Genomic DNA, 24,706 nt, shown 5'->3' with positions numbered 1-24,706 from the left:
GCGCCAGAAGCGGTCTTAGTCGCGGACATGCTCACTGGTCACGTCGACGACGACATCGAGCCCGCGGAGCGCGGCGCCCCTGCCGACGAAGCTGCCGGATATGGGCGAGGCCTGGCGTGGGGTTCGCGTCGTGGCGACCCTGATCAGCGGAGCGCCGCCCACGATCCGGTTGGTCGGGTCGAACTCGATCCAGCCTTCGTCGGGAACGTAGACATCGGCCCAGGCATGGGTGGCGCCGCCCCCGACCATGCCCCTGCTTTCGGCCCTGGCATCGTGAAGGTATCCAGTGACGAACCGCGCGGCGAAACCGAAGCTTCGCGCCGTTTCCATGAAGAGAAAGGCGAAGTCGCGACACGTCCCGCGGCCCGTGCGGATCGTCTCGGCCGCGGTCTGGGTTCCCATCTCATCGCGCCGAGAATAGCTGATGGCGCCGTGAATCGCTGTGGCGAGATCGCTGAGAAATGCCAGCGCGGTGGCGGGACGTCCGGGAAAGACCCGGTCGATCCAGCCGGAGATTATGGTCTCGTCCTCGGGGTCGTGCATGCGCCGGAACGGCCGAAGATCGACCTTCTCGTCGGCGCTGTATTCGAATGGAAAAGGCGCCGTCGAAGATCCCAGACCGCCACGGCGGTTCTCGGTCGAATAGCGGCGCAGCAGCAAAGTGCTTGTCACGCTCAGACGGTCCGCCGGATCGGTGAAGCTGGCGCTTGCGACCGAATTTCCGAACGGATCGAACTTCCAGCGAAGCTGCGCCGGAGGATAGATTGAAAGCGAGGCGTCCTCGACCCACAGGTCATGGGCATCCCGCGGGCGGAGCATCAGGCGGTGCGGACCGAACTGGACCACGCGGTCGTAGCGATACTCGGTTCGGTGGACGATACGCAGGAGGTCGGGCATGGGGGGAACAATTCCTGCCTGCCGGAGCTTTGGGTGGTGTACCGGCATGATGAGAAGCCCGATCGGGCAGCGTCGGTTCCAAACCCAACAGGATAGAATGTCGTGTTCATACGTTTCGGCTTCGAGATCGAGATCGAAAGCGGCGCCGATGTGCCGATGATACTGGCGCTTTCGGCCCACAGCACACTGGACGCCCGGCTGGTGGGCGAGGACCGGGTGCGCACCGAGCCGATGATCCCGACCCGCGAATTCCTTGACGGATATGGCAATCGTATCACCCGGCTCGTGGCGCCGAAGGGATCACTTCGGCTCTGGTCCGATTGCGTGGCCGAAGTCGATGGCGCGCCGGACCCTCTGGTGCCGGATGCCGAGCAGCACGCGATCGACGCCGTTGCCGACGCGCATCTGACGCATCTGATGGCCAGCCGCTATTGCGACAGCGACAACCTGTCCGATATGGCCTGGGCGACGTTCGGCTCCACGCCGCCGGGCTGGCCGCGTGTCCAGGCGATCTGCGATTTCGTGCATTCCGAGATCAGCTTCGGTTACAAGTTCGCCCGCTCCAGCAAGACCGCATCGGAGGTTAACCGCGAAAAGACCGGCGTTTGCCGCGACTTCGCCCATCTTGCAATATCCCTATGCCGGGCGATGAACATCCCCAGCCGCTATGCCAGCGGGTATCTGGGCGATATCGGCGTCCCGGATTCCGGTCCCGGAGATTTCTGCGCTTGGTTCGAGGTCTATCTGGGCGGACGTTGGTTCGTTTTCGACGCCCGCTACAATACCAGGCGGATCGGTCGGTTGCCGATGGTGCGGGGCGCGGATGCGTCCGACGTTGCCATGATCACGTCTTTCGGCCCCTACGATCTGCGGCTTTTCAGGGTCTGGACAGACGAGGTCGAGGGCGCGCCGAACGACGAAAGCCTCCTGGAAATGCTCGCGACACGTCCCGAAAGCGAGCCATTGGTCTTTCCATCCTCAGCGAGAGTCCATCGATAGCCCGCACCCGCGTGCGGCGATTGAACGGAAAGATCCAACGGTTGCAATAGCGTCCTTTTCGGCGCGCGGCGCACCTACACGGGCGAGCGCAGGATCATACGAAACACCTTGCCAATACTGCAGCGCCGATCCACCGAACCCGACATTCGCCCGTTCCGCGGCATCAGTCGTTCAGGGCTCGAAACCGACTTGCGGCGCCCCAGCTGGATCGACCCTTCGCGTCCCCAAGGACTGCCGCTTCCCGACCATGAGCCGCCGTTCGCCGTCCTCGCTCATGCTGCAACGGAGCGATCACCGGACGCCGAAACTGTGCTCTGCGGCCCAGGGTTGTCCCATCATGAAATCGACGAACAGATGCGCGAGCCCATCTTTCGGGCTGTTCGCCGGGTAGATCGCGTAAACGTCGATCGGACGGAGTTTTACGCGCGGCACCAATTGGACCAGGCGCCCCGCGCGAAAGTCGTCGGCAACGAGCGGGTAGGTTTCGATCATGAACCCCAGACCATCTTCGACGAACTTGCGGGCCATCGCGAAATTGTTGCAGGTCGCGACGATCCTCGGAGACCGACTGGGGACAGTCCCGTCAGCCAAGGTCGCGAAGGCAGACCAGGAGATGGGCGGGCTTTGAATCCAATCCCAGTCGGCGAGATCCTCCATCGACTGGGGTCTTGGCCGACCGTGCACGTAGGACGGGGCTGCGAAGACACAGAACTGAACCATGCCCAGTTTGCGCGCCTTGTAGCTGCTGTCGTCCAGGTCGTGTGTGCGGCCGCGAATGGCAACATCGACGGTCGACCCCTCCAGTGGAACTGTGGTGTCATCCAGTTGGACCTTCAGATGCACGTCGGGGAACGTCTGCGCAAAGCGGGTGAATGCCTCGACATAGGGGCTTTGCGCGAATGGGGTCGCCGCCGCGATCGTCAGTGTTCCCGTGGGCTGCTTCGCGCGCCGCTGCACGGCTGACAGCCCATCCAGGGCGGCGGCGGTCATCCGTTGACTGGCCGCCAGAAGCTCGGCACCCGCATCGGTCAGCGACATGCGGCGCGTGGAGCGGTAGAGGAGCGGCGTGCCCAATTGTTCCTCGAGCTTCGAGACGTGATGGCTGATCACCGAGGGCGACAGATTCAGCGTCTTGGCGGCCTGCCGGAACGATCCAAGCTCGGCCACCGCCTGAAAGATCGCCATGGTTCTGAGCTGATCAATCATTGTTCGATCTCATGGAATCATAAAGACGATAATGCGGGTATACTCGTGCAAACCCGTTCATGTCACCCTTCGACATGCCCGGCACAAGGCCAGGGCACCCGCTGTTTGAAAGGACACAACATGACAATGCTCGTATCCATCTGCCGCGTCTCGCATACCCCCGTCGGGGCCGAGCTTCAGGACTTCCACGCCGTGCACAGAGAGGTGTTCGGTGACGCCGTCGGCGAGATGACGTTCCTGCGCGACCCACAGGTTTGTCGTAGCCACTCCGACTGGCCTCTGTAGTCCTACGGATTTCAAGACCGCGCCAAGAGGCTATGCTCGCCCCGACTTCGCGATGCGCCGACAGCATCGCTCGCACCGGAACCGGATACGTGGCAGAGAGAATGCGATCAGTCAGAAATCTTGTGCGCCGCTCCCTGGTCCAGGTGTTCGCTTGGTTTCTGCTGTGCGGCTGTCCGGCGGGCGGCAATTGCAGGTTTCGAACGCAGCGCACGGCTGAGTGAGTTGACGACGGAAAGCGAGCGCCTTCACGCCATCGCATCGCATCGCGTCGATCAGCATGATGCGCACCTGACGGCCCTGTCGGCGATCGCGGTGGCCGGTGCGGAGCAGCGTCAGGACCTCTTTCAAGAGGTTGCGAGCGCGATAATGCGGTCCTCCCCCGGATCATCGGCATCTCACTCGTGCCGCTCGACGGGGCGGGTGGGGTGCTGGAGATCGGGATCCACGAGGCTGAACTCCGGGATCTCATTCGCGCGACAGCCGAACGCTCGACGGGCGCTCCGGTCCTGGTGCGGTATCCCTCTGACAGCCCGGCCTATCTGGTCGTGAAACGGAGTCCGAATTCCGAGACGGCCCGCCACGGGCTCGCGCTTGTTATCGACGCCGTGGCCCTGCTTGATGGCGATCCCGCCTTTTGGATGCGTGCCGAGGCGACGCGGCGGCTGGCGCTTCCCGACGGCACGCCGCTTGTCGGTGTGGCCGGCGATGCGCGCGCGCCGCAGTTTACCCGCGCGCTTTCGAGCGGCACCCAGCCGCTCGAGCTAAAGATCGCGATCCGCGTGACGGTATCGGATATCTTGCCGCCGGGCCGGGTGGCCCTCGTCCTCGCCCTGATCGTACTCGGCGGCGTCGCTCTGCGCACGATCGGACGACAACGCGCCAAGGTGCGCGCGGCCGAAGCGAGCGCCGAGTTGAGTGGCCTCGAGACCCGTCTCAGCCATGCCTCCCGAGTGAATGCGCTTGGCGAGATGGCAAGCGGGATGGCGCACGAATTGACCCAGCCTTTGACGGCGATCCTTGCGCAGGCCCAGGCGGCTAGGCACCTGGCGCACGGGGCGACACGGACCGCGTCACGGGAATTCTCGACGACGTGGTCAGACAGACGCGGCGCGCCTCCGCCATACTGGAGCGTCTGCGGACGTGGACCCGGCCGCGGGAGCGGAATGCGGAAATGATCGACCTTAAGGGAATGCATCCGCGTGGCCGAAACCCTGCTCGCGGGACAGGCCGCGGAGCTTGGCGCCCGTCTGGACCTGACCATGCCACCGACGCCGGTGTTGGTTGAGGGCGATCTCGTGGAGTTGGAGCAGGTGCTCTTCAACCTGATGCAAAACGCTTTCGATGCGGTTGCCGAGAGCGCGGGGGCGCGCAAGGTTGCCGTTGATGCGTCTCTAGAGGGAGAGATGGCAGTGATCGACGTCAGCGACACCGGGCCCGGCATCCGGCCGGACGTGCGGGACCGGCTGTTCACCCCGTTCGTGACGACACGGGAAGGCGGAACGGGCCTTGGCCTCGCGCTCAGCCATCGCTTGGTCGAGCGGGCGGGTGACGATCTGACGCTGGTCGAGAGCCACGAGGGCGCACGGTTCAGGATCAGCCTGCCGCTGGTTCGCGCGGCGAAGGAGGCCGCGGAATGACAGCGCCGGTCTATCTCGTCGACGACGATGCGGCGGTTTGCGACGCGCTCTCGCTGTTGCTCTCGACGGTGGGGCTCGACGTCAGGGTCTTTCCCGGCCCCGAGAATTTCTTGTCGGCTCTGCCGAAGCTTGATCCGGGCTGTCTGATCCTCGATATCCGGATGCCCGCGATCTCCGGGTTGAAGCTGCAGGAACGCCTGGCCGTCGGCGGCGTGGCCTGGCCGACGGTTGTGATCTCGGGCCACGGCGACATCGAGGCCTGCCGCAAGGCGTTCCGCAACAGCGCCATCGACTTCCTGTCGAAACCGATCGACGAACAGGACCTCATCGACGCGATCCAGAAAGGGCAGGCAGCGCTCAATAGAGCCGCCCAGACCGACGCCGAGCACTGCGAAACGATTGAACTTCTGGCCGGGCTGACCCCGCGCGAGCGCGAAGTCCTGTCGCTTGTGGCGCGCGGCTTTGCGACCCGCGATATTGCCGGAGCACTCGACGTCTCGCCTCGGACGGTGGAAAGCCATCGCGCGGCCATCGGGACCAAGCTCGGAACGACCTCGCCCGTTGAGATGACGCGTCTCTGGATCGAGGCCGAGAGCGCTCCGTAGTTCTACGGAGGCGTCGGTCCGCTCTACGAATGGGGCAAGGTCCCGCGGTGGCGTAGGTGTCTTTCTGTTACCAGCAAAGGAGAACCGACATGCTCAGAACGACCGCTCTTCTCGCCGCCCTGACCGCGCCCGTGGCCGTCGTGGCCCAGGACCTGCCGACCAGCCCCTATTTGCCGCTCGTCATGGCAGGTGATGCCGCGAACGCGGCCCTCGCAGCCTGTGCTGCGGAAGGTCACGACGTCAGCGTTGCGATCGTTGCCCGCGACGGCAATACCAAGGTGCTTCTGAAGGCCGACAATTCGGGCCCGCACACCGCGTCGAGCGCGACGGGCAAGGCCTTCACCTCGGCCAGTCTTGGTCGCGACACCGCCAGGCTGGCCGAATTCACCTCCGACAACACGCAGAACAATGGCCTTGGCGACATGGATGCGCGCCTTGTGATCCAGGCGGGCGGCCTGCCGATCCGGATCGGTGACGCGCTGGTGGGCGGCATCGGCGTCGGCGGCGCACCGTCGGGCGAGATCGACGCGGATTGCGCCCGTGTCGGTCTCGATGCGATCGGCGCCGAATAGGGCCTATGGGGTTCGCGCGTCGGGCGCGGACCCTTCCTTACGAACATTGCGAGAAAGGTAGATACATGCGCCGTCTTCCCCTTATTGCCCTTTTCATCGGACTTGCGGGTCCTGTTGGGGCGCAAACCGCCCCTTCGCCAAGCGAAGTCGCGGCCTATGACGGTCTCTTCCGGGCCGCGCATGAAGGTGACGTCGCACGGATCGCTCAACTCGCAGCGGACGGCGCCGACGTCAATGCGCGCGACTCCCGTGGCCGGACGCCGGTGCACGTCGCCGCCTTTGCCTCCGAAGATGACGCGCTGCGCGCCCTCGCCAAGGCAGGGGCCGATATGAATACATTTGAACATCAGGCCTACGATGCCGTCACCATTGCCGCTGTGGCAGATGATCCCGAACTGATGTCGCTCGCCATCGCGCTAGGCAACGATCCGGCTCTTGTCACCAGCCCCTACCGTCGCACCGCGCTGATCGCCGCGGCCCATCTCGGCCATGCCGAGGTGGTGCGGCGCCTGATCGATGCGGGCGCACCGCTCGACCACATCAACAACCTGCACTGGACGGCCGTCATGGAGGCGGTGGTGCTGGGCGATGGTGGTCCGGACCATCAGGCGGTGCTCGACGCCCTCCTGTCGGCCGGGGCCGATCGCTCGCTGGCCGATCGCGATGGTGTCACACCGCTCCAGCACGCCGAGGCGCGAGGGTTTAAGGAGGTGGCCAAACGTCTCCGGAGAGAAGACTAATCGGCTCACATTGGAAAGCCCGCGACTTTGCTTTCCCTGCTTGCGTAAGACGTCGATGGGGTGGCGTCGTAAGGCCTGGCGTCCTGATGGGTGACGGCCCATAGCATGCGTAATTGGGCTGACCCTGATCGGAGGCCGAACTCCCGATAAGAGCACAGGATAACTGTGAACATGTGAGATTTCGAACGGAGTATCTTGCGGGATTGGATGTATCGCTGCATTCGTGCGCGGTTTGTGTCGTTGACGGTAAAGGCAAGGTTCCGTGTGAGCGGGAACTGCCTTGTGAGATCGAGGAGATATCGGCGTATCTGGCCGCGCTTTCCGTCTGGGTCGAACGCATCTGCTTCGAGTCCGGCACCCTGAGCCGGAATCTGTTCTACGGTCTGACCGCGGAAGGATTTGACGTCGCCTGCATGGAGGCGCGCCAGGTGAGTGCTGCCCTGTATGCGATGCGGAACAAGACGGATCTCAACGATACGCGCGGTATCGCCCACATCCTGCGGACGGATTGGTTCGGTCCCGTTCAATTGAAGAGCCGTGAGGCCCATTCTAACCGGGCTCTTTTGAGCACGCGCAGGGCCTTGCTCAGCAAGACCATTGATCTGGCCAACGAGGTGCGCGGTTTCCGTCATGGCCGTCTTGATCAGATGCCGCTCGTCGATCCCGGGCGACCTGGCGAGGGCAGGGCACCTTTCGATGGGGAGACGCATCTCGCCTAAGCGCAGCATCGAGATGACGTTCGCTCTCGGGAAGCCCACTTCCTACGCGCTCTCTCGCTGGGTCTTTTGGCTGGCGTCAAAGGCATCCGAGATCAGCATTGCGGTCGGGCTGGGGATATAGCGTTCACTCCATCGTCGCTTCGATGGGTTCGCGATATGAGGATCGATCTGATGAACAGCGGCGGCCCGAGGGAATTCGTGATACTTGGCCGGAGTCGCGTCAAAGCCGCTGGGCGCGTCACGGGGCGCTTGCTTTACCTATCAGCTATCCCAAGAAAGGATGGCTATGAATTACGTCTCAGAAGTCGCTCCAGGCGGTCTGCGAGCGGAACCGTCTTGATAGAGCGCCGACGCACTAATTCGACTGTGAAATCGATGGATCACTCGCCTTCGCGCCCGAGGTGCGCCGACCAGATCGTGATCTTGCAGCACAGAAGAACCGGTCTGCTCCGCACCTTGGCCAACACGTTATCCACAATAAGAATCCCTGCCAGAACTTGCGGAACAAGGTTGGCCCGAGCCGATAGTCGACGGCGGTCGTAATTGGTCACGAGGATGCCACCTGATCTCCGAAGCAAGCCGACAGTTCGGTCCGATCGGGAAAGGCGCCGTGCGTGCCGGGGCGCCCCACGGTCAGAGCCGCGGCACTGGCGGCGATGCCCAGCGCCGCCTCCGGTGACCGTCCGCGCAATGTCGCCGCGAGGTAGGCCCCGCAGAATGTATCCCCGGCACCGGCGGTATCGACAGGCTCGACTGCGATTGCCGACACCGAGACGGTTCCTTCCCTTGACGCCGCGAGTGCGCCGTCCGCGCCAAGCGTCACGACCAGCTCACGAAGTCCAAGATCGAGCAGCGCGCGGCATCCGCCCGTGGTGTCGCGGGCGCCGGAGAGGTGCGCAAGCTCGGGCGCGTTCACGAAGACCAGATCCAGCAACGGCCAGAGAGGAGTCCAATCCCATTCGATGGGCGACGGATTCGCAACGGTCGCGGCACGGCGCGCGCGCGCCAACTCAAGCACGGACCGGGTCGTGGGGCGCGTCAGATTGCCCTGCAACAGCACCGTGTCGCCCGGCGAGAGATCCGCAAGCGCGGCCACCGCCGCCGCAGGGGTCATCGAACGTGCGGCCGCGGCTGTCGAAAGGATGGAATTCTCGCCGCCCTCGGCAACCGTGATGATGGAGCGGTCGGTGGGGGCATCGGTTTCGATCAGCGTGGCGCCGGGGATTTCGGCCGCGACCATGGCGCGGGCCGCCCGGCCCGGCGCATCGCGACCGATCGGGGCGACCAGCCGCGTCGCGATGTCGGCGCGCGCGAGGATCAGCGCCTGATTCAGACCCTTGCCGCCCAACTCGGTCCGGTGGCTGCGCGCCAAGCGGGTTTCACCGGCGCGCGGCAGTCGATCCACAGCGAAGGTGTGGTCCTCGGTCACGTTGCCCACGACCCAGACGGTCACGGCGCCCCGGTTTCGGCAAGAAGCTCGGTCACTCCGAGGTCGGCGGCGCTGGCGATGCGGCCTTGCGCGCCCTCGGCGGTCATATTCAGGCTGGCGGCCCGGCAGGCCCGTTCGGCCGCCATCGCGGGATCGACCTGGTGCAGGCGCTGCGCCAAGTAGCAGCCGATGAAGCTGTCGCCCGCGCCTGTTCCATCGACCACGTCGGTGGACGGGGCCATGACGCGCAGAGGCTCGGTGGCGTCGCGTGGAAACACCACCGCGCCATCCGGCCCAAGCGTCAGCACCACGTCGTTGCGGTCCGCGATCTCGGTCAGATGCCTGGCGAACGCCGCGATCAGATGGCTGGTCGCCAGCGACTGGCCCAGGATCCAACCGGCGGACCTGCGGTTCAGGAACGCCAGATCCATGCGGCGCACCAGATCCGCGAAGCCGTCGCCGCAGAAGTGGCTTGGATCCAGCCCGGTGTCATGGACGCTGAGCGTGAAGCCGAGCTCGTGCAGCCGGTCGGCCAGCGGCAGGATGACACCCGCCTGATAGCCATCCGCGTGCAGATGCGATCGGCGGCGGACGGGGCTGGAAGGCAGCCGCGGCAGAAGCTCGGGGCCGCTGAGCGTCAGCGGTTCGTTCACCTTGGTGCGGCTTCCATCGGATTCCAGAAGGACGATGCAGCGCGACAGGCGATGGCGTTCGGGATGACGGATGGCGCGGGCCCGCACGCCGCGCTGCGCCAGCTGTTCCAGCGCCCACAGGCTGTCGGGGTCGCGGCCTATGGCGGTCGCAAGCTCCACATCCAGGGCAAACGGGCCCCCGAGTCCAGCCGCGGCGACGGCCACGTTGGCGGCCGGGCCGCCCAGATGCTTCGAGATCCTTTCGCCCGTCACGCGGTCGTTGCGATGGGGCATCACGTCGATCCGGGCCAGGAAATCGACCGAGATATAGCCCAGCGTCATCAGGAACGGCCTGTCCCCGCCCCATTCGGGGACGGGGGCGGCGCCGACGGGCGGATCGGCGGGAAAGACCACGCCTTTGTGCCCGTATCCCAGGTCGCGCATGGCGCGATAGACTTTGGCGCGGGTTGCCGGGCGCACCCGGTCCGGATTGTTCAGCACGTTCGACGCGGTGCCCATGGACACGCCCGCTGTCCGCGCGACATCGGCCAGGCCGGGTTTGGGCCTCATGCCGGAACCGCGGTCCGTTCCCGCGGATCCCGGCCGGTGACGATCATCTCGACGATCTCGGCATTTTCGGTGTCGTCCACGGCGCGGGTGCCCACGACCCGGCCCTGCTTCATCACCATCATGGCGTCACCGATGGCGAAGATGTCCTCGAGCCGGTGGCTGATGATGATGACGGCGACGCCGTTCTCTTTCAGGCGGGTGATGGTCTCGCGCACCTTCTCGATGGCGGGCGCGCCCAGGTTGGCCGTGGGTTCGTCCATGATGACCAGCCGTGCGTTGAAGGCCGTCGCCCGCGCGATGGCGACGGCCTGCTGCTGGCCGCCCGACAGCGCCACGACCGGCAGCGTCACCGACGGCACCCGCAGCCCGAGCCCCGCGAAAAGCTCGCGCGCGCGGGCGCTCATGGTCTTCCGGTCGAGGATCGGGACGCCCGCCACGCTGCGCATGATCTCGCGCCCCAGGAAGATGTTCTGCGCGACGGTCAGATCGGGCACCAGCGCGAAATCCTGATAGATCATTTCGATCCCCGCGTCGCGCGCCCCGATGGGGTGGCTGTAACGCCCGGGCGCGCCGTCGATCAGGATCTTGCCGCGGTCGGGGGTGATCGCGCCCGCCAGCACCTTCATCAGCGTGGACTTGCCCGCGGCGTTGTCGCCGACCAGGCCCAGGACCGAACCGTGCGGCAGGGTCAACGTCACATCGCTGAGCGCCGTGACCGCGCCGAAGGATTTCGAGATGTTGCGCATTTCGATCAGGTTGGCGCTCATGACTCGTCCTCCCCGGCGGCGCGAGCCCAGCTTTCGACCTTCTGGTTCAGAACGGTGTTCATCAGCACCGCGACCACCAGAATGATCCCGGTGACCACCTGCACCCAGTAGGGATTGACCCCCAGCAGGTTCAGACCGTTGCGCACGAAATAGATCAGCAGCGCGCCCACGACCGTGCCCGCGATCGTCGCCCGGCCGCCGAACAGGCTGGTGCCGCCCAGGACCGTGGCGGCGATGACCTCGAGTTCGAGCATCACACCCGAATTGGGCGAGCCGTTCGACAGCCGTGCCGACACGACGATTCCCGCCAGCGCGGCCAGCGCGCCGGTCATTGCATAGACCAGGATCTTGATCCGATTGATGGCCAGCCCCATGACGCGCGCCGCTTCCTCGCGGCCGCCCGTGGCCAGGGCGTGCAGGCCGAACCGCGTGCGGTTCAAGAGGAACCAGCCCAGCACGGCCACCGCGATGGAGATGGCGAAGGGGGTGTTGACGCCCAGAATGTCGCCGCGACCGATCCAGATCATCACCGGATCGGTGATCGGCGTGGCGTAGCCGTCGGAATAGACGAAGGCGAACCCGCGGATCGAGGTCAGGCCCGCCAACGTCACCACGAAGGCCGGAACGCCCAAGGTGATGATGAAGCCGTTGGCCATCCCCACGGCGGCCCCCACGGCCAGCACAAGCGGCAGCACCACCCAGGCGGGCAGGCCCAGCGCCAGCCAGCCCGCGGTCAGCACCGAGACCAGCGCCACGGTCGAGCCCACCGACAAATCGATCCCCGCCGTCGCCATCACGAAGGTCATCCCGACTCCGATGATGATGACGGGCGCGGCCTGGCGCATGACGTTCAGGATGTTGGTCGGGGTCAGGAAGTATTCGGATGCCAGGCTCATCGCCACCAGCCACAACGCCAGCGCGATGAACATGCCGTAACGGACCAGCCCGACGATCAGCTGGCGCCGGGTGGGCGTGGCGGCCCCGCTGCCGGTGGATGTCGTATCGCTCACGGAAAGGATGCCTCCGGTTCGTGGGGGAGGGCCGCGCCGGGGCGCGGCCCGTCCAGGATCACTGGTTCACCTGCTCCAGGTTGAACGGCGTCACTATGGTCGGAATATAGGACACCCGAGCCGGGATATCTTCGCCGTTCAGGTGATCGACCAGCAGACGCACGCCCTGTTCGCCGTTGAAATCGGGCGACTGCATCAGGAACCCCTGCAAACGGCCCTCTTGCAGCGGCGGGATGAAATAGTCCGGCACGTCATCCCAGCCGAAGAAGGCGATATCGCGGTTCTGGCTGAGGCCTGCGGCCAGCGCGCCCTGCAATTGCGGGTCCCCGGTCGCGTAGATCACGTTGATCTCGGGGTTCGCGGTCAACATATTCTCGGCCTCTGACGTGGCACGTTCAAGGATGTTGCGGCCGTCGCCTTCGGCCACGATCTCGACATCGGGCAGCACGGCCTGGATGGCATCGACGAAGCCGTCGCGCCGGGCGATCTGCACCTCGGAGGACGCGATCATCAGGCCGACCTTGGCCGCACCGTCCATCTTCGCCGCGATGATCCCCGCCACGTAGCGGCCGAATTCACGGCTTGTGGCGTATTGCTCGACGCCGATCAGGCTGAGCACGTTCGGGTGGTCGATGGGCGTGTCGAGCGTGACCATGGGAATGCCCGCCTCGGCCGCCTGCTCGATCGGCCCCATCAGCGAATTGCTTTCGATCGGATCCACGACGATCGCGTCAACCTGGCGGGCGATGCAATCCTCGACCAGGGTCACCTGGCGCGTGGCGTCGGCCTGCGGGTCGAAGACGATCAACTCGACACCCAGATCCTCGGCCGCGCGCTCGCCGCCCTCGACGGATTGCTGGAAATACTCGATCTGCAACGAAAAGGTCACGAAGCAGATGGTGTAATCGTTGTCTTGCGCCGTGGCCGCCTGGGGACCACCCATCAGAACAAGGCCGGACACGAGCGCGCCCGCGGCAGTCTTCGCGTAGCTGATCATCTTGACAAACTCCCTATTGCAATTGAACATTTTCAATTAGTGACGTTATGTGGGAGATAAATCAAATCATTCCTTTTTTCGGTGTGCGTGCGTTTGAAAAGGGCACAACGGATAGGCAGCGGAGAGTGAAACGAGTGAACATTTCATCGAAGTCGACCGATACCGATGCAATATTGAATATTTTCAAGACTGAGCGCGCCGTGATCGGCGTGGTGCACTGCCCGGCCTTCCCCGGCAGCCCGCGCCATGACGGGCGGTCTTTCGACCAGATCCTCGATGCGGCGCTTTTCGATGCCGAGACATACGCGGCGGCCGGGATCGACGGTCTGATCGTCGAGAATCACGGGGATATTCCCTTCCTGCGGCCCGACGATCTTGGGCCCGAGACGACGGCCTTCATGACGGCGGCCACACGCCGGGTGATCGAGGCGACCGGTCTTCCCACCGGCATAAACATCCTTGCCAACGCACCGCTGCCTGCCTTCGCGGTCGCGGCGGCCAGCGGCGCACAGTTCATCCGGGTGAACCAGTGGGCCAATGCCTACGTGGCGAATGAAGGGCTGTTGGACGGCGACGCGGCGCGCGCCTTGCGCTATCGCAAGACCATTGCGGCCGAGGGTGTCGCGGTGTTCGCCGACAGCCACGTCAAGCACGGCGCCCACGCCATCACCGCGGACAGGTCCATCGAGGAACTGACGCGCGACCTGGAATTCTTCGACGCCGAAGTGGTGATTGCCACCGGCCAACGCACCGGCGACGCGGCCACCAACGAAGAACTCGAAACCATCGTCGGCGCGACCGGACTGCCGGTGATCGTGGGCTCGGGCGTCACCGTCGAGAACGCCGAGCGCATCCTGTCCCGTGCTCGCGGCGTCATCATCGGCTCGTCCCTGAAAGAGGACGGCGTCTGGTGGAATCCCGTCGATGGAGATCGCGCGCGCCGGTTCATGGACACCGCCCGCGCGCTGAGGACGTGACGCCATGGTGAGCATCCGCACGCTCGGCCCCGTGATCCTGGTGGCCGCGAGCCTCGGCGCGATCGCCGCGCCGGAAGATCCCGCCGCGCGGTGCCGCGCGGGCCTCGACCGCAGCCTTGCCGCGATGGAGGATCTTCCCTTGATGAAGGAAGAACTCGCCACCGGTCTGATGTGGGCGCGGCTCGATGCCGAAACGGCGCTCGCCAGCGGCGACACCGTCACTTGCTTGGAAAAGCTTGCCGTCGTGAACGCCATTCTCGGTCTCAGGCCCGCCGCACCCGGCGGATAAGCCCAGGGCCAGACGGTCGGGCGTCGCTTCAGCTGATCGCAGCTCATGCCGCCAGACTGCCTGCGCCACCGGGATCAGCTCTGCTGCGGGGTGCCGACCTGCCGCGCCGCATCACGGACCGACAGCCCTTGGCCTAGCCGTTCACTATGCCCCTTTCGAGTACGTGAGTCCGAAGGCGCGCACTGCGGGCGGGGTTGTCCTCTGGGGAGGTGTTGCGCCTTTCCAAGCTGACAGCTGCGTTCAGCGGGGAGCCGATGTGCGGCAATCTGCAGCGTCAGCTTGCACTCTGGGACCAAGTCCGAAGAAGGTTGCATCTGTCAGTTGCGTAACCTCCTGAACAAAATGCTCCATCAGATAACGCAGCAAGAGCGGAGGTCGGCGCATGTCTGGACTGCCGCGATAATCCCTCCCACGAACAAAGACCGGAAAGCGTAGTAGCGAGGTCGTCTGAACGAGATCAGCATGACTGCCGAACAGCGCGGCCGGATCATCGATGCCAAGCCAGCGATGGATGCCCCAATGCGCAAGCTGACTGCCGGGACGACTGCGGACGCGCAAAGTGCTCAGCGTCCGGACGCGATGATCCGTTCCGCGTAGTCCAGCGCCGACTGCATGTTGCCGTGGTCCGCCTTGCCCGTGCCTGCGATGTCGAAGGCGGTGCCGTGATCCACCGAGCAGCGGTGGATGGGCAGGCCCAGCGACACGTTCACCGCGGTGTCGAAAGCCACCAGCTTGATCGGGATGTGGCCCTGGTCGTGATACTGCGCGATCACCAGGTCGAAGGCGCCGCGATAGGCGCGGTGAAAGACCGTGTCGGCGGGCACCGGACCCTCGACCGCGATGCCGTCGGACCTGGCGGCGGCGACGGCGGGGGCGATGGCCTCGTCATCCTCGCTGCCGAACAGACCGCCCTCGCCGCAATGGGGGTTGATCCCCGCGACCGCGATGCGCGGCGCGGGATTGCCCATCTTCGTCAGGTGCGCGTGGCCGATGCGGATGGTCTCGTGCACGCGTTCGGTCGTGGCGCGGTCGATCGCTTCGCGCAGGGAGACATGGGTCGAGACGTGCAGCACGTTCAGCTTTTCCGACGCCAGCAGCATCCAGGACGATTTCGAGCCCGTCAGGTGCGCCAGCATTCCCGTATGCCCGTCGTAATGGTGCCCCGCGGCGTTCAGCGAAGCCTTGTTGATGGGCGCCGTGACGATGCAGCGGCGCGGATCGGCCAGCGCGTGGTCCACCGCGGCCGAGATGTAGCGAAAGCTCGCCTCGCCGCAGGCCGGGTCCTGCACGCCGAAGCCGTCCGGCAGAGCGTCCGTCGCCACGTGGGTCACGCGGATCCCGTCAGCTTCGTCGTCGGGATCCACCAGGGGCACGTCCACGCCGGTGATCTTGGCCGCGCGCGCCAGCACCGCGCGGTCGCCGATGACGGTCACCCGGCGGCGGAAGGCCGCGTCGCGCTGGGCGAGGGCTTTCACGGTGATTTCGGGCCCGACCCCGGCGGGATCGCCCATGGTCAGCAGGATCGGGGCAGTCATGGCGGTGCTCCTTTGGGTCGTCGTGGGGCAGGGGGCGTTGCAGTGGCGCGGCGTCGCGCCTAGCGTTCCCGGGATCTGGGTGCCGAGGGTATGTTGCAGGTTCTCATCATAGCCGACGATCTGACGGGGGCGCTAGACAGCGCCGTTGCCTTCGCGGGTGGCGGTCGCCGCGTACTGGTTGCGCGCGGCGTCAGCTTTCTCGCCGAAGCGTTGGAGCGGGCGCCGGAGGTGCTGTCGGTCAACCTCGCCAGCCGCGAGGGAGATGCCGCGACCGCGCGGACGCGGATGGACGCGTGCCTGGGCCAGATCGACGTGGATAAAGTGCCCGTCGTGATGAAGAAGGTCGATTCGCGTCTGAAGGGTCACGTGGGCGTGGAATGTGCCGCGTTGGCGGATGCGATGGCGCCCGAGCGCATCGTCGTGCTGCCCGCCGTGCCACAGATGGGTCGCGTGCAGGTGGACGGCGCGGTGTCGGGCGACGGGATCGACGCCCCCATCGCGCTGGCGCCGCTGTTCGACCGGCCCGTGACGATCCCCGATGCGACGACGGATGCGCATCTGGATGACGCGGTCAGGGTGGAAGGGCGCGTGCTGTGGGTCGGTGCTAGGGGCCTGGGTTTTGCGCTGGCGCGGCGGCTCTATGGCCGAGTGACGGCGGGCGGCGGAGGGCTGAGCCGTCCGCTGGTGATCGCCGTGGGCTCTCGCGATCCGATCACGCTGCGGCAGGTGGACGTTCTGCACGACCTGGCGCCGGTGACCGCCCTTCCCGATGGGCGCGTTGCCGGCATCATCGAGCGCGAACCGGTCGGTATCCTGCAGATGACCGACAGTGGCGCGGGGCGCGCGCCCGCCGACGCCGCCCGGGATTTCGCCGAGGCGGTCGTGAGCCACCTGCGCGCCGCACGACCCGCGGCGCTGCTGGCGACGGGCGGCGAGACGGCGCAGGCAATCCTCGATCGCCTGGATATCGGCGTGCTGGACGTCGTGGCCGAGCTCGCGCCCGGCCTGCCGATCAGCACGGTTCGCGTTCCGTGGGGCATGCTGCAAATCGCCACCAAGTCCGGCGGCTTTGGCGGTCCGCTTCTGATGGAGCAGATCGTGCGGGGCCGGTAGGGCGCGTCCCCGGCTCAAAATCCCACTCGGTCGGCGCCCTTCAGGTCCAGCATGGCGCGGGCCACGTCGGGGGTGGCAAGCTCCAGACCCAGCGTCTCGATGAGCGTGCGGGCCTTGGCGACCTGCTGGGCGTTCGACGTGGCCGGGACGCCCGGTCCGATCCAAAGCGAATCCTCGAGCCCCACGCGGACGTGGCCGCCTTGCGCCGCGGCCATGGCGGCGATGTTGATCTGGTTGCGGCCCGCGCCCAGCACCGACCAGCGCCAATCGTCGCCGAACAGCCGGTCGGCGGTGCGCTTCATGTGGGCCACGTCGTCGGGATGCGCGCCGATCCCGCCCATCAGGCCGAACACCGTCTGGATGAACAGCGGCGGCTTCACCAGCCCGGCATCCAGGAAATACTTGAGGTTATAGAGATGCGCGGTGTCGTAGCATTCGAACTCGAACCGGGTGCCGTGCCGGGACAAGGTTGTGATGATCGTCTCGATCTGGCCGAAGGTGTTGTTGAAGAGGATGTCCTTGTTGCCGAGATAGTCGCGTTCCCACTGGTGCTTCAGGTCGGCAAAGCGGTCCAGCATCGGGAAGAGGCCGAAATTCATCGACCCCATGTTCAGCGACGCGAGCTCGGGCGCGTGGGTGGCGGCGGGGCGCAGCCGGTCCTCGATGCTCATGGTGGGCGCGCCGCCGGTGGTAATGTTCACGACCACGTCGCTGCGCTGCTTGATGACCTGCAGGAACGGCGCGAAGGCCTCGGGTGTCTGGTCGGGGCGGCCGTCTTCGGGGTCGCGGGCGTGCAGGTGGACGATGGCCGCCCCCGCCTCGGCCGCGCCCAGCGCCGCATCGGCGATCTGTTGGGCCGTGACGGGCAGCGCATCCGACATCGACGGCGTGTGGATCGCGCCGGTGACGGCGCAGGTCAGGATGACTTTGCGGGGGGACGGCATGGCGGATCCTCTTTCGGTGGGCGCGGCAGGTCGGCTAGGCTGGAGGCAGCAAAGCGGAGGTGTGGCGATGGAGTGGGGTTTGACGGGCGCGCGGGTGATCGTGACGGGCGGCGCGGCGGGGATCGGGCTGGCCATCGCGCGCGGCTTCGCCGAGGCGGGTGCCATCGTGCATGTCTGCGACATCGACCAGGGCGCGCTCGACGCGCTGCCCGCGGGGATCACCGGCAGCCGCGCCGACATGGGCGACGCGGCCCAGATCGAAGGCTTCGTGACCGGCGCGATCGCGGCCATGGGCGGGCTCGACACGCTGGTCAACAACGCTGGCATCTCGGGTCCCACCGCGCCGGTGGACGAGATCGACGATGCCGACTGGTGCGCCTGCCTCGAGATCTGCCTGACCGGGCAGTTCCGCGCCACCCGCCACGCCGCCGCCGCCCTGCGCCAAAGCGACAATGGTAGCGTCATCAACATCTCGTCGCTGGCCGGGCGGCTGGGCTTCGGTCTGCGCACGCCCTACGCCGCCGCCAAGTGGGGCGTGATCGGTTTCACCAAGTCGCTGGCCATCGAGATGGGGCCGGACGGGGTGCGCGCAAACGCGATCCTGCCGGGCATCGTGTCGGGCGAGCGCCAGACCCGCGTCCTTCGACAGAAGGCCGAGCGGCATGGTCGCAGCCTGGCCGAGGTCGAGGCCGAGGCGCTGCGCTATACCTCGACCGGTGCCTACGTGACCGCCGAGGACATCGCGAACCAGGCGCTTTACCTCGCCAGCCCCCTGGGCCGCGCCGTGTCGGGCCAGGCAATCTCGGTCTGCGGCGACACGCAGATGCTGACCTGAGCCCGCCACGGCCCTAGCGGTAGATCAGGGTGGGCAGCCACATGGCGATGGCCGGCACGAAGGTCATCAGCAGCAGGCAGGCCACCAGCGGTATCAGGAAGGGTGCCGTGGCGACCACGCAGCGCTCGAAGGGCACGCCCGAGACGCGGCTGAGCACGTAGAGCACCATGCCGACGGGTGGAGTCAGCAGGCCAAGCATCAGATTCAGCACCATGATGACCCCGAAATGCACCGGATCGACGCCCAGGCTGACCGCGACGGGCAGCAGGACCGGCGTCAGGATGGTGATGGCCGCGACGGTTTCCATGAAGCAGCCCACCACCAGCAGCACCAGGTTGATCATCAGCAGGATGACCCACGGGCGATCCGAGATGCCCAGCAGCAGCGACGCCGCCGCCTCGGGCACCCGGTTCGAGGTGAGGATCCACGCGAAGATCGCCGCGCCCGCCACGACGAACAGCACGACGGCCGTGGTCTCGATCGTGTCGAAGCTCACACGCAGGAACCGCTTCAGCGTCAGCGTGCGATAGACGATGAGGCCCAGGAACATGGCGTAGGCGCAGGCGGCGACGGCGGCCTCGGTGGGCGTGAAGGCACCCGACAGGATGCCGCCCACGATGATGACAGGCGTCAGCAGCGACAGGAAGGCGCGCTTGAAGGTGATGAAGAGAACGCCCCAGGCGAAGGGCTGGTCGCGCTTGAAGCCGTAGCGGCCCGCGAAATAGAAGATCATCAGCATCAGGCTCAGCGCCATCACGAGGCCGGGGATGAAGCCCGCCGCGAAAAGCTGCCCGATGGAGGCGCCCGAGACGACGCCGTAGATCACCATGGGCAGCGACGGCGGGATGATCGGACCGATGGTCGAGGACGCGGCGGTGATACCCACCGAGAAGCCCGCATCGTAGCCCGCATCGCGCATGGCCTTGATCTCGATCGCGCCCAGCCCGCCCGCATCAGCCACGGCGGCGCCGGACATGCCCGCGAAGATCACCGACGCGCCCACGTTGACGTGGCCGAGCCCGCCGCGCATCCAGCCCACGAGCGCCAGGGCGAAATTGAAGATCCTTTCGGTGATGCCCGCGGTGTTCATCAGGTTGCCCGCCAGGATGAAGAACGGCACGGCCAGCAGCGGGAAGCTGTCGACCCCGTTGATGACCCGGTGCGCCACCACCATGGGCGGCACGTTGCCCGATAGGATGAACAGCGCCGACGACCCCGCCAGCGCCACGGCCACCGGCAGGCCGAAGAGCAGCAGGCCGAAAAGGATGACGAACATGATACCGATGGTCATGGCTCAATCCGCTCCCGGCGACAGGTCGACATGGGCGTCCGGGTCGATCAGGCGGCTGGTGCCGTCGCGCAGGTGCCGCCAGGTGTTCCAGGCGGAATAGAGCGTCATCCCCGCGAAGCAGACCGCCACGTAATAATAGACCACCGATTTCGGCATCTCGATCGACACCATCAGCTGGTTGGTGCGGCCGGCAAGCTGGATGCACAACCCGACCATTCCCGCGAAGGCCAGCGTGGTGATGACGTCGATGGCGCATTGCGCCGCCCGGCGCAGGGGGCGGGGAATCCAGCGGTAGAAGAATTCGACCGCGATGTGGGTATTCTTGCGCGCCGCCATCATCGCGCCGGTGAAGGTCACGGCGATCAGCAGGAAGCGGGCGATTTCCTCGGTCCAGCCCAGCGAGTTGTTCAGCACGTAGCGGGTGAAGAACTGCAGGAAGACGACGAAGGCCAGCACCCAGAAGATCGTGAGAACGCCGTAATCGATCCAGGAAATATCGTCGAGATTGATCTCGTCTTCCTCGAAAGCGACTTGTTTCGGTGTGTCGGATTCGTGCGGGTCGGTCATGGGCGGCGTCCTTTGTTTTCGGGGCAGTCTAACCGTGCGCGGCAGGGGGCGCGCGCGAAGTGTCGCGCGCGCCCCGTCGTCGATCAAGCGCGATCAGCTGTCGGCGCCGATGGCTTGCAGACGGTCGTAGGTTTCCTGGTCCCAGGTGGCCATGTCGCCGTTATGCATGTCCATAACGGCTTCGCGGAACGGGGTGATGTCGACCTCGTTCACGTTGTTGCCCTGCTCGCGGAACCAGTCGGCCAGCTCGGCCTCGGATTCGCGGATCTGCCCGGTCACGCATTCGGCGGTGTCCTGGATGACCGTGCTCAGCGCTTCCTGGTGCTCGGCCGAGAGGCTGCCCCAGGTCGGGCCGCCCACGATGCCCAGAAGCGAGTCGATCAGGTGGCCGGTCAGGTTGATGTCGGACTGGACCTCGTAGAACTTCTTGGCCTGGATCGTGGGCAGCGGGTTTTCCTGCCCGTCCGCGGTGCCCTGCTGGAGCGCCAGGTAGACCTCGGCGAAGGCGATCGGGGTGGGATTGGCGCCGACCGCGCGCGGGAACATCATGTAGAGCGGCGCATTCGGCACGCGCAGTTTCATGCCCTCCATGTCGGCGGGGGTGGCGATGGGCTTGTTCGACGTGGTGTGACGCGCACCGTAATAGGCCAGCGTGACGGCGTGGTTGCCGGTGGCGTCGTCGTAGCCCTGGCGCAGTTCCTGGAACAGGTCGCTGTCGCGGTAGGCTTCCCAGTGGTCATAGTCGCGGAACATGTAGGGCGCGCCGCCGATGGCAATGGGCCCGTAGGCGCGGCCCGCGAAAAGCTGCCCGGTCCAGATGATGTCGACTGTGCCAAGCCCGAGCCCTTCGTTGATGTCGACCTCCTTGCCCAGCGACGACGCCGGAAACACCTCGATCCCGAGCGCGCCGTCTGTGGCTGCGGCCAGCTGTGTGCCCGCCTCGACGGCGCAGGTGTGGTAGGGCTCACTCGACTCGTAGACATGGGCCCATTTCAGGATCCGGTCGGCATCCTGTGCGGCGACCGGGCCCGCGAGCCCGACGGCGGTCGTGGCCGCCAGTGCAATCTTCAATGTGGTCTTTGTCTTGGTCATGATCAAAACTCTCCCTTTGAATGGCCTTTCTTGTCCGCTCAGGCCAAGGCCGGAGCTGTCTTGAGCGGAGTGATGTCGTGGGCGTCGGCAAATGCGGCCAGCGCCTCGACGGTTGTGGGGTCAAGCGTGATGCCGTCGTTGCGGCGGCGGTCCGCTTCGGCCCATTCGCGGTCACCCGCGGCCATGACGGCCTGTCCGGGCGCAGCGTCTGAATTTCGGATCGCGGTGCGGTAGCGCGTCACGACCGCGCGGAACACGTCGCGGCCCATGAACGCTTCGGGGTCGATCGCCAGGACGAAGGCACCAAGTCCGCGGGGCGTGGTCATGTCATCGGACATCATCGGGGCGATTTCGCGGCTGAGCGGCGCGTCCGAAAGCGCGGCCGAGAGGATCTCCGATATTCCGGCCAGCCCCGCGCCCTTGTAGCCGAAGGCCCCGCCCAGCGGCGCCAGCATCTCGGCCATGCCCGCCACGGTGGTGTCGACGCCATTCTGGTCGGAAGCCGTCCCTTCGGGCAAGGCGTCGTTCAGCGACCGCGACAGCAACACCTTGTTGTAGGGGATCGCGCTGGTGGCCATGTCCAGAAGCCACGGGCGCGCGGGATCGTCGGCGGGCGCGGCAAAGGCGATGGGGTTGGTGCCGTGGAATCGCTCGGCCCCGCCATGCAGCCGCACGAAGGCGTCCGAGTTGCACACGGCAAGTCCCGCCATGCCCGCATTGGCGATGGCGGCGGCATAGGCCCCCGCGGCGCCGAAATGCGACGAGGCCCGGATCGCCACCGCACCCACACCGCAGCCGCGCGCCAGGTCCACGGCGCGGTCGACGGCGGCATAGGCTGCGCGGGCACCGTGGGCGTCGTCGGCGTCCAACACCGCGGCCGCGCCGCTGGCCTTGGGGAAACGGAGCGTCGGGGTCGGGTTCAGTCGACCAAACTCGAGGCCGCGCAGGTAATGCGGCAGCAGCCGGTATCCATGGGTATCGACGCCCAGTAGCGACGCATGCCCCAGCGCCCGCAGGACCGCGTCCGTGGTCTCGGCATCCGCGCCGATCTTGGTCAGGGCGGCGCGGGCGAACCGCTCCATTTCGTCCAACGGAACGCGGGGGACGCGATCGGGGCGGCTGTCCTTGCGGCAGAACTCGGAATACGCATGGGCGTTCTCGCGCACGTGGTCGCGCAGCAATCCCATTGCCCGATCCGCGTCGCCCGATCGCACGGCCGCAACGATGGCCGTATGCGTGGCGTGCGAGGCGCGGATCCGATCGCGCTCGCGCGCCAGGCGACTGCGCATGGCCTGGATCCGCGGGGCGAATTGCCGGAAGGTCTGATCTAGATATCGGTTGCCGCACAGGCGGAAGATCTCGAGGTGGAAGGCGTTGTCGGACCGGCTGAACGCCTCGGTATCGCCTGCTTCCATCGCGGCGGCCCCCGCCTGGACCTGGGCATCCAGCGCGGCGGCAAGCGCGGCGGGGTCACCGGCCATGGCCAGGCGCAGCCCGTCGATCTCGAGCATTTCCCGCAGATGGGCGAGTTCCGCCATGTCCTGCGCCGTCAACTGGATCACCCGCGCCGAACGGTTGGGCGACATCACGACCAGCCCTTCATGGGCAAGCTCGGCCAAAGCCTCGCGGATCGGGCTTTTGCTCATGTCGAGCATTGCCGCCAGTTCGGATTCGCGCAGAACACGGCCGAACGGGAACTCGTCGTAGACGATCTTCTCGCGGATCATGTCGCGCGCGATCTCGGACAGTTTCCGTCTGGCGCGCGTTTCTGGACCTGCAACGACGGTGCTCATCAATCTCGTCCCCTCGAGGGGAACGATATATGATATATCCTTTATCGCAAGGATTCTGTATCTCGGCGGTAGGGAAGGGCCGACTTCCGGGGCCGCCCGTTCGTCCTGAAACCTCTCTTCCGTGACGCGGTGCGGCCAGTTGGATCACCCGGCGCGAAATCTTGCATCGCGGGACTGGCCGTCCATATGTGCTTGACCACTTCAGGACACTTTCCGGGGGCAACCATGGGCTACGCCAAGACAGCACTATTGATGGCGGCGATGACCGCGCTTTTCATGGGCGTGGGCTACTTGCTGGGCGGATCGGGCGGTGCGGTGATCGCGCTGGTCGTCGCGGCCGCAATGAACGCCTTCACCTGGTGGAACTCCGACCGGATGGTCCTGCGGATGCACAATGCCCGTCCGGTGGAAGCGGACGACCGGATGGGACTGCACGCGTTGACGGTCGAGCTTGCCCGGAACGCGGGATTGCCGGAGCCGAAGGTTTATCTGATCGACACCCCGCAGCCGAACGCGTTCGCGACGGGACGCAACCCGGAAAACGCCGCCGTGGCCGTGACCGCGGGCCTGGTGCGCAGCCTGACGCGCGAAGAATTGGCCGGTGTGATCGCCCACGAGCTGGCGCATATCCGGAACCACGACACCGCAATCATGACCGTGACCGCGACTTTCGCGGGTGCGATTTCGATGCTTGCCAACTTCGCGCTGTTCTTCGGCGGATCGCGCGAAAGGCTGGGCCTGGTCGGGACGCTGATGATGATGATCCTGGCGCCCCTGGCCGCCGCGCTCGTGCAGATGGCGATCAGCCGGACCCGGGAATATGCCGCCGACAAGGCCGGGGCCGAGATCTGCGGGCAGCCGCTTTGGCTCGCCGCGGCCTTGGAGAAGATCGCCGCGGGCGCCGCACGGATCGACAATTATGCGGCCGAGCGCAATCCGGCGACGGCGCATATGTTCATCATCAACCCCCTGCACGCCCACAAGCACGACAGCCTGTTCGCGACCCATCCCGCGACCGAGAACCGCGTTGCGGCTTTGCGGGCGATGGCGGGTGGTTCTGGCAACGTCTCGGGCGCTGCGGACCGGGGCTTGTCGCCCAGCCGCGTTCCCAACACCCGGACTGGCGGACGGGCGGGGCCCTGGAGCTAATCACCGCTTCGCCTGCTGAGATCGGGGCGGCCGCTACGTTCGATCGAACCGGACCC

The 24,706-nt window shown here is 66.1% G+C and carries 26 protein-coding genes; 12 read left to right on the top strand and 14 right to left on the bottom strand.

The window, feature by feature from the left end; translation table 11 throughout:
* Positions 1-15 precede the first annotated feature (15 nt).
* Positions 16-897, bottom strand: coding sequence for a transglutaminase family protein (locus ILP92_RS13775; RefSeq protein ID WP_198916993.1), 882 nt, complete (start codon positions 895-897; stop codon positions 16-18).
* Positions 898-999: 102 nt separating this feature from the next.
* Between ILP92_RS13775 and ILP92_RS13770 the strand changes: the two genes are divergently transcribed.
* Positions 1,000-1,896, top strand: a complete 897-nt coding sequence (locus ILP92_RS13770; RefSeq protein WP_368667891.1) for a transglutaminase-like domain-containing protein — start codon at positions 1,000-1,002, stop codon at positions 1,894-1,896.
* 291 nt (positions 1,897-2,187) lie between these two features.
* On the opposite strand, the gene ILP92_RS13765 is transcribed toward ILP92_RS13770, so the two are convergent.
* Positions 2,188-3,102: a LysR family transcriptional regulator gene (locus tag ILP92_RS13765; RefSeq protein WP_198916992.1), complete on the bottom strand. Its 915-nt coding sequence runs from the start codon at positions 3,100-3,102 to the stop codon at positions 2,188-2,190.
* Positions 3,103-3,812: 710 nt separating this feature from the next.
* Between ILP92_RS13765 and ILP92_RS13760 the strand changes: the two genes are divergently transcribed.
* From ILP92_RS13760 to ILP92_RS13735, 6 genes are all read left to right on the top strand, one after another.
* Positions 3,813-4,562 (top strand): sensor histidine kinase, encoded by a 750-nt coding sequence (locus ILP92_RS13760; protein WP_198916991.1) that lies wholly within the window; start codon positions 3,813-3,815, stop codon positions 4,560-4,562.
* Positions 4,563-4,586: 24 nt separating this feature from the next.
* Positions 4,587-5,024, top strand: a complete 438-nt coding sequence (locus tag ILP92_RS13755) for a sensor histidine kinase (protein ID WP_198916990.1) — start codon at positions 4,587-4,589, stop codon at positions 5,022-5,024.
* Complete coding sequence (locus ILP92_RS13750) at positions 5,021-5,629, top strand: response regulator transcription factor (protein ID WP_198916989.1); 609 nt, start codon at positions 5,021-5,023, stop codon at positions 5,627-5,629. Before ILP92_RS13755 ends, ILP92_RS13750 begins: the two co-directional genes overlap by 4 nt.
* An 89-nt stretch (positions 5,630-5,718) precedes the next feature.
* Positions 5,719-6,201, top strand: coding sequence for a GlcG/HbpS family heme-binding protein (locus ILP92_RS13745; protein ID WP_198916988.1), 483 nt, complete (start codon positions 5,719-5,721; stop codon positions 6,199-6,201).
* A 65-nt stretch (positions 6,202-6,266) separates the two neighbouring features.
* Positions 6,267-6,941: an ankyrin repeat domain-containing protein gene (locus tag ILP92_RS13740; protein ID WP_198916987.1), complete on the top strand. Its 675-nt coding sequence runs from the start codon at positions 6,267-6,269 to the stop codon at positions 6,939-6,941.
* Between the two features lie 203 nt (positions 6,942-7,144).
* Positions 7,145-7,660 carry an IS110 family transposase gene (locus ILP92_RS13735; RefSeq protein ID WP_198916986.1) on the top strand — a complete coding sequence of 172 codons (516 nt, stop codon included), beginning with the start codon at positions 7,145-7,147 and terminating at the stop codon, positions 7,658-7,660.
* Between the two features lie 380 nt (positions 7,661-8,040).
* Here ILP92_RS13735 and ILP92_RS13730 read toward each other — a convergent pair whose 3' ends face one another.
* From ILP92_RS13730 to ILP92_RS13705, 6 genes are read right to left on the bottom strand one after another with little or no spacing between them, the layout of a single operon-like run.
* Positions 8,041-8,211 (bottom strand): hypothetical protein, encoded by a 171-nt coding sequence (locus ILP92_RS13730; RefSeq protein WP_198916985.1) that lies wholly within the window; start codon positions 8,209-8,211, stop codon positions 8,041-8,043.
* Positions 8,208-9,098, bottom strand: coding sequence for a PfkB family carbohydrate kinase (locus ILP92_RS13725; RefSeq protein WP_198916984.1), 891 nt, complete (start codon positions 9,096-9,098; stop codon positions 8,208-8,210). The genes ILP92_RS13730 and ILP92_RS13725 overlap by 4 nt, the downstream gene beginning before the upstream one ends.
* Before the next feature lie 11 nt (positions 9,099-9,109).
* Entirely contained in the window at positions 9,110-10,291 is a 1,182-nt protein-coding gene (locus ILP92_RS13720; protein ID WP_198916983.1) for a PfkB family carbohydrate kinase, read from the bottom strand.
* Positions 10,288-11,058 carry an ATP-binding cassette domain-containing protein gene (locus ILP92_RS13715; protein ID WP_198916982.1) on the bottom strand — a complete coding sequence of 257 codons (771 nt, stop codon included), beginning with the start codon at positions 11,056-11,058 and terminating at the stop codon, positions 10,288-10,290. The genes ILP92_RS13720 and ILP92_RS13715 overlap by 4 nt, the downstream gene beginning before the upstream one ends.
* Positions 11,055-12,068: an ABC transporter permease gene (locus ILP92_RS13710; protein ID WP_198916981.1), complete on the bottom strand. Its 1,014-nt coding sequence runs from the start codon at positions 12,066-12,068 to the stop codon at positions 11,055-11,057. The genes ILP92_RS13715 and ILP92_RS13710 overlap by 4 nt, the downstream gene beginning before the upstream one ends.
* 58 nt (positions 12,069-12,126) lie before the next feature.
* Positions 12,127-13,065, bottom strand: a complete 939-nt coding sequence (locus ILP92_RS13705; RefSeq protein ID WP_198916980.1) for an ABC transporter substrate-binding protein — start codon at positions 13,063-13,065, stop codon at positions 12,127-12,129.
* A 173-nt stretch (positions 13,066-13,238) separates the two neighbouring features.
* Between ILP92_RS13705 and ILP92_RS13700 the strand changes: the two genes are divergently transcribed.
* The gene (locus ILP92_RS13700) at positions 13,239-14,042 is read left to right on the top strand and encodes a BtpA/SgcQ family protein (RefSeq protein ID WP_235971412.1); all 804 of its coding nucleotides are present in this window, start codon (positions 13,239-13,241) and stop codon (positions 14,040-14,042) included.
* Between the two features lie 4 nt (positions 14,043-14,046).
* On the top strand, positions 14,047-14,331 hold the full coding sequence (locus ILP92_RS13695) for a hypothetical protein (protein ID WP_198916978.1): 285 nt from the start codon (positions 14,047-14,049) through the stop codon (positions 14,329-14,331).
* Positions 14,332-14,894: 563 nt separating this feature from the next.
* Here the strand turns inward: ILP92_RS13695 and pdxA are convergent.
* On the bottom strand, positions 14,895-15,866 hold the full coding sequence (gene pdxA / locus ILP92_RS13690) for a 4-hydroxythreonine-4-phosphate dehydrogenase PdxA (RefSeq protein WP_214650054.1): 972 nt from the start codon (positions 15,864-15,866) through the stop codon (positions 14,895-14,897).
* Positions 15,867-15,956: 90 nt separating this feature from the next.
* On the opposite strand from pdxA, the gene ILP92_RS13685 reads away from it, so the two are divergent.
* A complete protein-coding gene (locus ILP92_RS13685) occupies positions 15,957-16,979 on the top strand; it encodes a four-carbon acid sugar kinase family protein (protein ID WP_198916977.1) in 1,023 nt (340 codons plus the stop codon).
* Positions 16,980-16,993: 14 nt separating this feature from the next.
* On the opposite strand, the gene kce is transcribed toward ILP92_RS13685, so the two are convergent.
* On the bottom strand, positions 16,994-17,923 hold the full coding sequence (gene kce / locus ILP92_RS13680) for a 3,5-dioxohexanoate:acetyl-CoA acetone transferase (RefSeq protein ID WP_198916976.1): 930 nt from the start codon (positions 17,921-17,923) through the stop codon (positions 16,994-16,996).
* A 67-nt stretch (positions 17,924-17,990) separates the two neighbouring features.
* On the opposite strand from kce, the gene ILP92_RS13675 reads away from it, so the two are divergent.
* Positions 17,991-18,758 carry an SDR family oxidoreductase gene (locus ILP92_RS13675; RefSeq protein ID WP_198916975.1) on the top strand — a complete coding sequence of 256 codons (768 nt, stop codon included), beginning with the start codon at positions 17,991-17,993 and terminating at the stop codon, positions 18,756-18,758.
* A 13-nt stretch (positions 18,759-18,771) separates the two neighbouring features.
* Here ILP92_RS13675 and ILP92_RS13670 read toward each other — a convergent pair whose 3' ends face one another.
* From ILP92_RS13670 to ILP92_RS13655, 4 genes are all read right to left on the bottom strand, one after another.
* Positions 18,772-20,049, bottom strand: coding sequence for a TRAP transporter large permease (locus ILP92_RS13670; protein ID WP_198916974.1), 1,278 nt, complete (start codon positions 20,047-20,049; stop codon positions 18,772-18,774).
* Positions 20,050-20,052: 3 nt separating this feature from the next.
* Entirely contained in the window at positions 20,053-20,616 is a 564-nt protein-coding gene (locus ILP92_RS13665; RefSeq protein ID WP_198916973.1) for a TRAP transporter small permease, read from the bottom strand.
* Between the two features lie 93 nt (positions 20,617-20,709).
* A complete protein-coding gene (locus tag ILP92_RS13660; protein WP_198916972.1) occupies positions 20,710-21,708 on the bottom strand; it encodes a sialic acid TRAP transporter substrate-binding protein SiaP in 999 nt (332 codons plus the stop codon).
* 38 nt (positions 21,709-21,746) lie between these two features.
* Complete coding sequence (locus ILP92_RS13655; RefSeq protein ID WP_198916971.1) at positions 21,747-23,501, bottom strand: Ldh family oxidoreductase; 1,755 nt, start codon at positions 23,499-23,501, stop codon at positions 21,747-21,749.
* A gap of 225 nt (positions 23,502-23,726) precedes the next feature.
* Here ILP92_RS13655 and htpX point away from each other — a divergent pair, with 225 nt between their 5' ends.
* Positions 23,727-24,650, top strand: coding sequence for a zinc metalloprotease HtpX (htpX, locus tag ILP92_RS13650; protein ID WP_198916970.1), 924 nt, complete (start codon positions 23,727-23,729; stop codon positions 24,648-24,650).
* The last annotated feature ends 56 nt before the right edge of the window (positions 24,651-24,706 follow it).

Source organism: Palleronia pontilimi (assembly GCF_016412875.1).
In the GTDB taxonomy this organism is placed as follows: Bacteria; Pseudomonadota; Alphaproteobacteria; order Rhodobacterales; family Rhodobacteraceae; genus Palleronia; species Palleronia pontilimi.
This window is presented reverse-complemented; position numbering and strand designations above follow the sequence as displayed.

What these genes read in the sequence shown, in the direction of transcription:
- ILP92_RS13775 (WP_198916993.1), bottom strand. Translation starts at nt 897, where the DNA reads ATGCCCGACCTCCTGCGTATCGTCCACCGAACCGAGTATCGCTACGAC.
- ILP92_RS13765 (WP_198916992.1), bottom strand. Translation starts at nt 3,102, where the DNA reads ATGATTGATCAGCTCAGAACCATGGCGATCTTTCAGGCGGTGGCCGAG.
- ILP92_RS13750 (WP_198916989.1), top strand. Translation starts at nt 5,021, where the DNA reads ATGACAGCGCCGGTCTATCTCGTCGACGACGATGCGGCGGTTTGCGAC.
- ILP92_RS13745 (WP_198916988.1), top strand. Translation starts at nt 5,719, where the DNA reads ATGCTCAGAACGACCGCTCTTCTCGCCGCCCTGACCGCGCCCGTGGCC.
- ILP92_RS13740 (WP_198916987.1), top strand. Translation starts at nt 6,267, where the DNA reads ATGCGCCGTCTTCCCCTTATTGCCCTTTTCATCGGACTTGCGGGTCCT.
- ILP92_RS13720 (WP_198916983.1), bottom strand. Translation starts at nt 10,291, where the DNA reads ATGAGGCCCAAACCCGGCCTGGCCGATGTCGCGCGGACAGCGGGCGTG.
- ILP92_RS13715 (WP_198916982.1), bottom strand. Translation starts at nt 11,058, where the DNA reads ATGAGCGCCAACCTGATCGAAATGCGCAACATCTCGAAATCCTTCGGC.
- ILP92_RS13705 (WP_198916980.1), bottom strand. Translation starts at nt 13,065, where the DNA reads ATGATCAGCTACGCGAAGACTGCCGCGGGCGCGCTCGTGTCCGGCCTT.
- ILP92_RS13695 (WP_198916978.1), top strand. Translation starts at nt 14,047, where the DNA reads ATGGTGAGCATCCGCACGCTCGGCCCCGTGATCCTGGTGGCCGCGAGC.
- pdxA (WP_214650054.1), bottom strand. Translation starts at nt 15,866, where the DNA reads ATGACTGCCCCGATCCTGCTGACCATGGGCGATCCCGCCGGGGTCGGG.
- ILP92_RS13685 (WP_198916977.1), top strand. Translation starts at nt 15,957, where the DNA reads ATGTTGCAGGTTCTCATCATAGCCGACGATCTGACGGGGGCGCTAGAC.
- kce (WP_198916976.1), bottom strand. Translation starts at nt 17,923, where the DNA reads ATGCCGTCCCCCCGCAAAGTCATCCTGACCTGCGCCGTCACCGGCGCG.
- ILP92_RS13675 (WP_198916975.1), top strand. Translation starts at nt 17,991, where the DNA reads ATGGAGTGGGGTTTGACGGGCGCGCGGGTGATCGTGACGGGCGGCGCG.
- ILP92_RS13670 (WP_198916974.1), bottom strand. Translation starts at nt 20,049, where the DNA reads ATGACCATCGGTATCATGTTCGTCATCCTTTTCGGCCTGCTGCTCTTC.
- ILP92_RS13665 (WP_198916973.1), bottom strand. Translation starts at nt 20,616, where the DNA reads ATGACCGACCCGCACGAATCCGACACACCGAAACAAGTCGCTTTCGAG.
- ILP92_RS13660 (WP_198916972.1), bottom strand. Translation starts at nt 21,708, where the DNA reads ATGACCAAGACAAAGACCACATTGAAGATTGCACTGGCGGCCACGACC.
- ILP92_RS13655 (WP_198916971.1), bottom strand. Translation starts at nt 23,501, where the DNA reads ATGAGCACCGTCGTTGCAGGTCCAGAAACGCGCGCCAGACGGAAACTG.
- htpX (WP_198916970.1), top strand. Translation starts at nt 23,727, where the DNA reads ATGGGCTACGCCAAGACAGCACTATTGATGGCGGCGATGACCGCGCTT.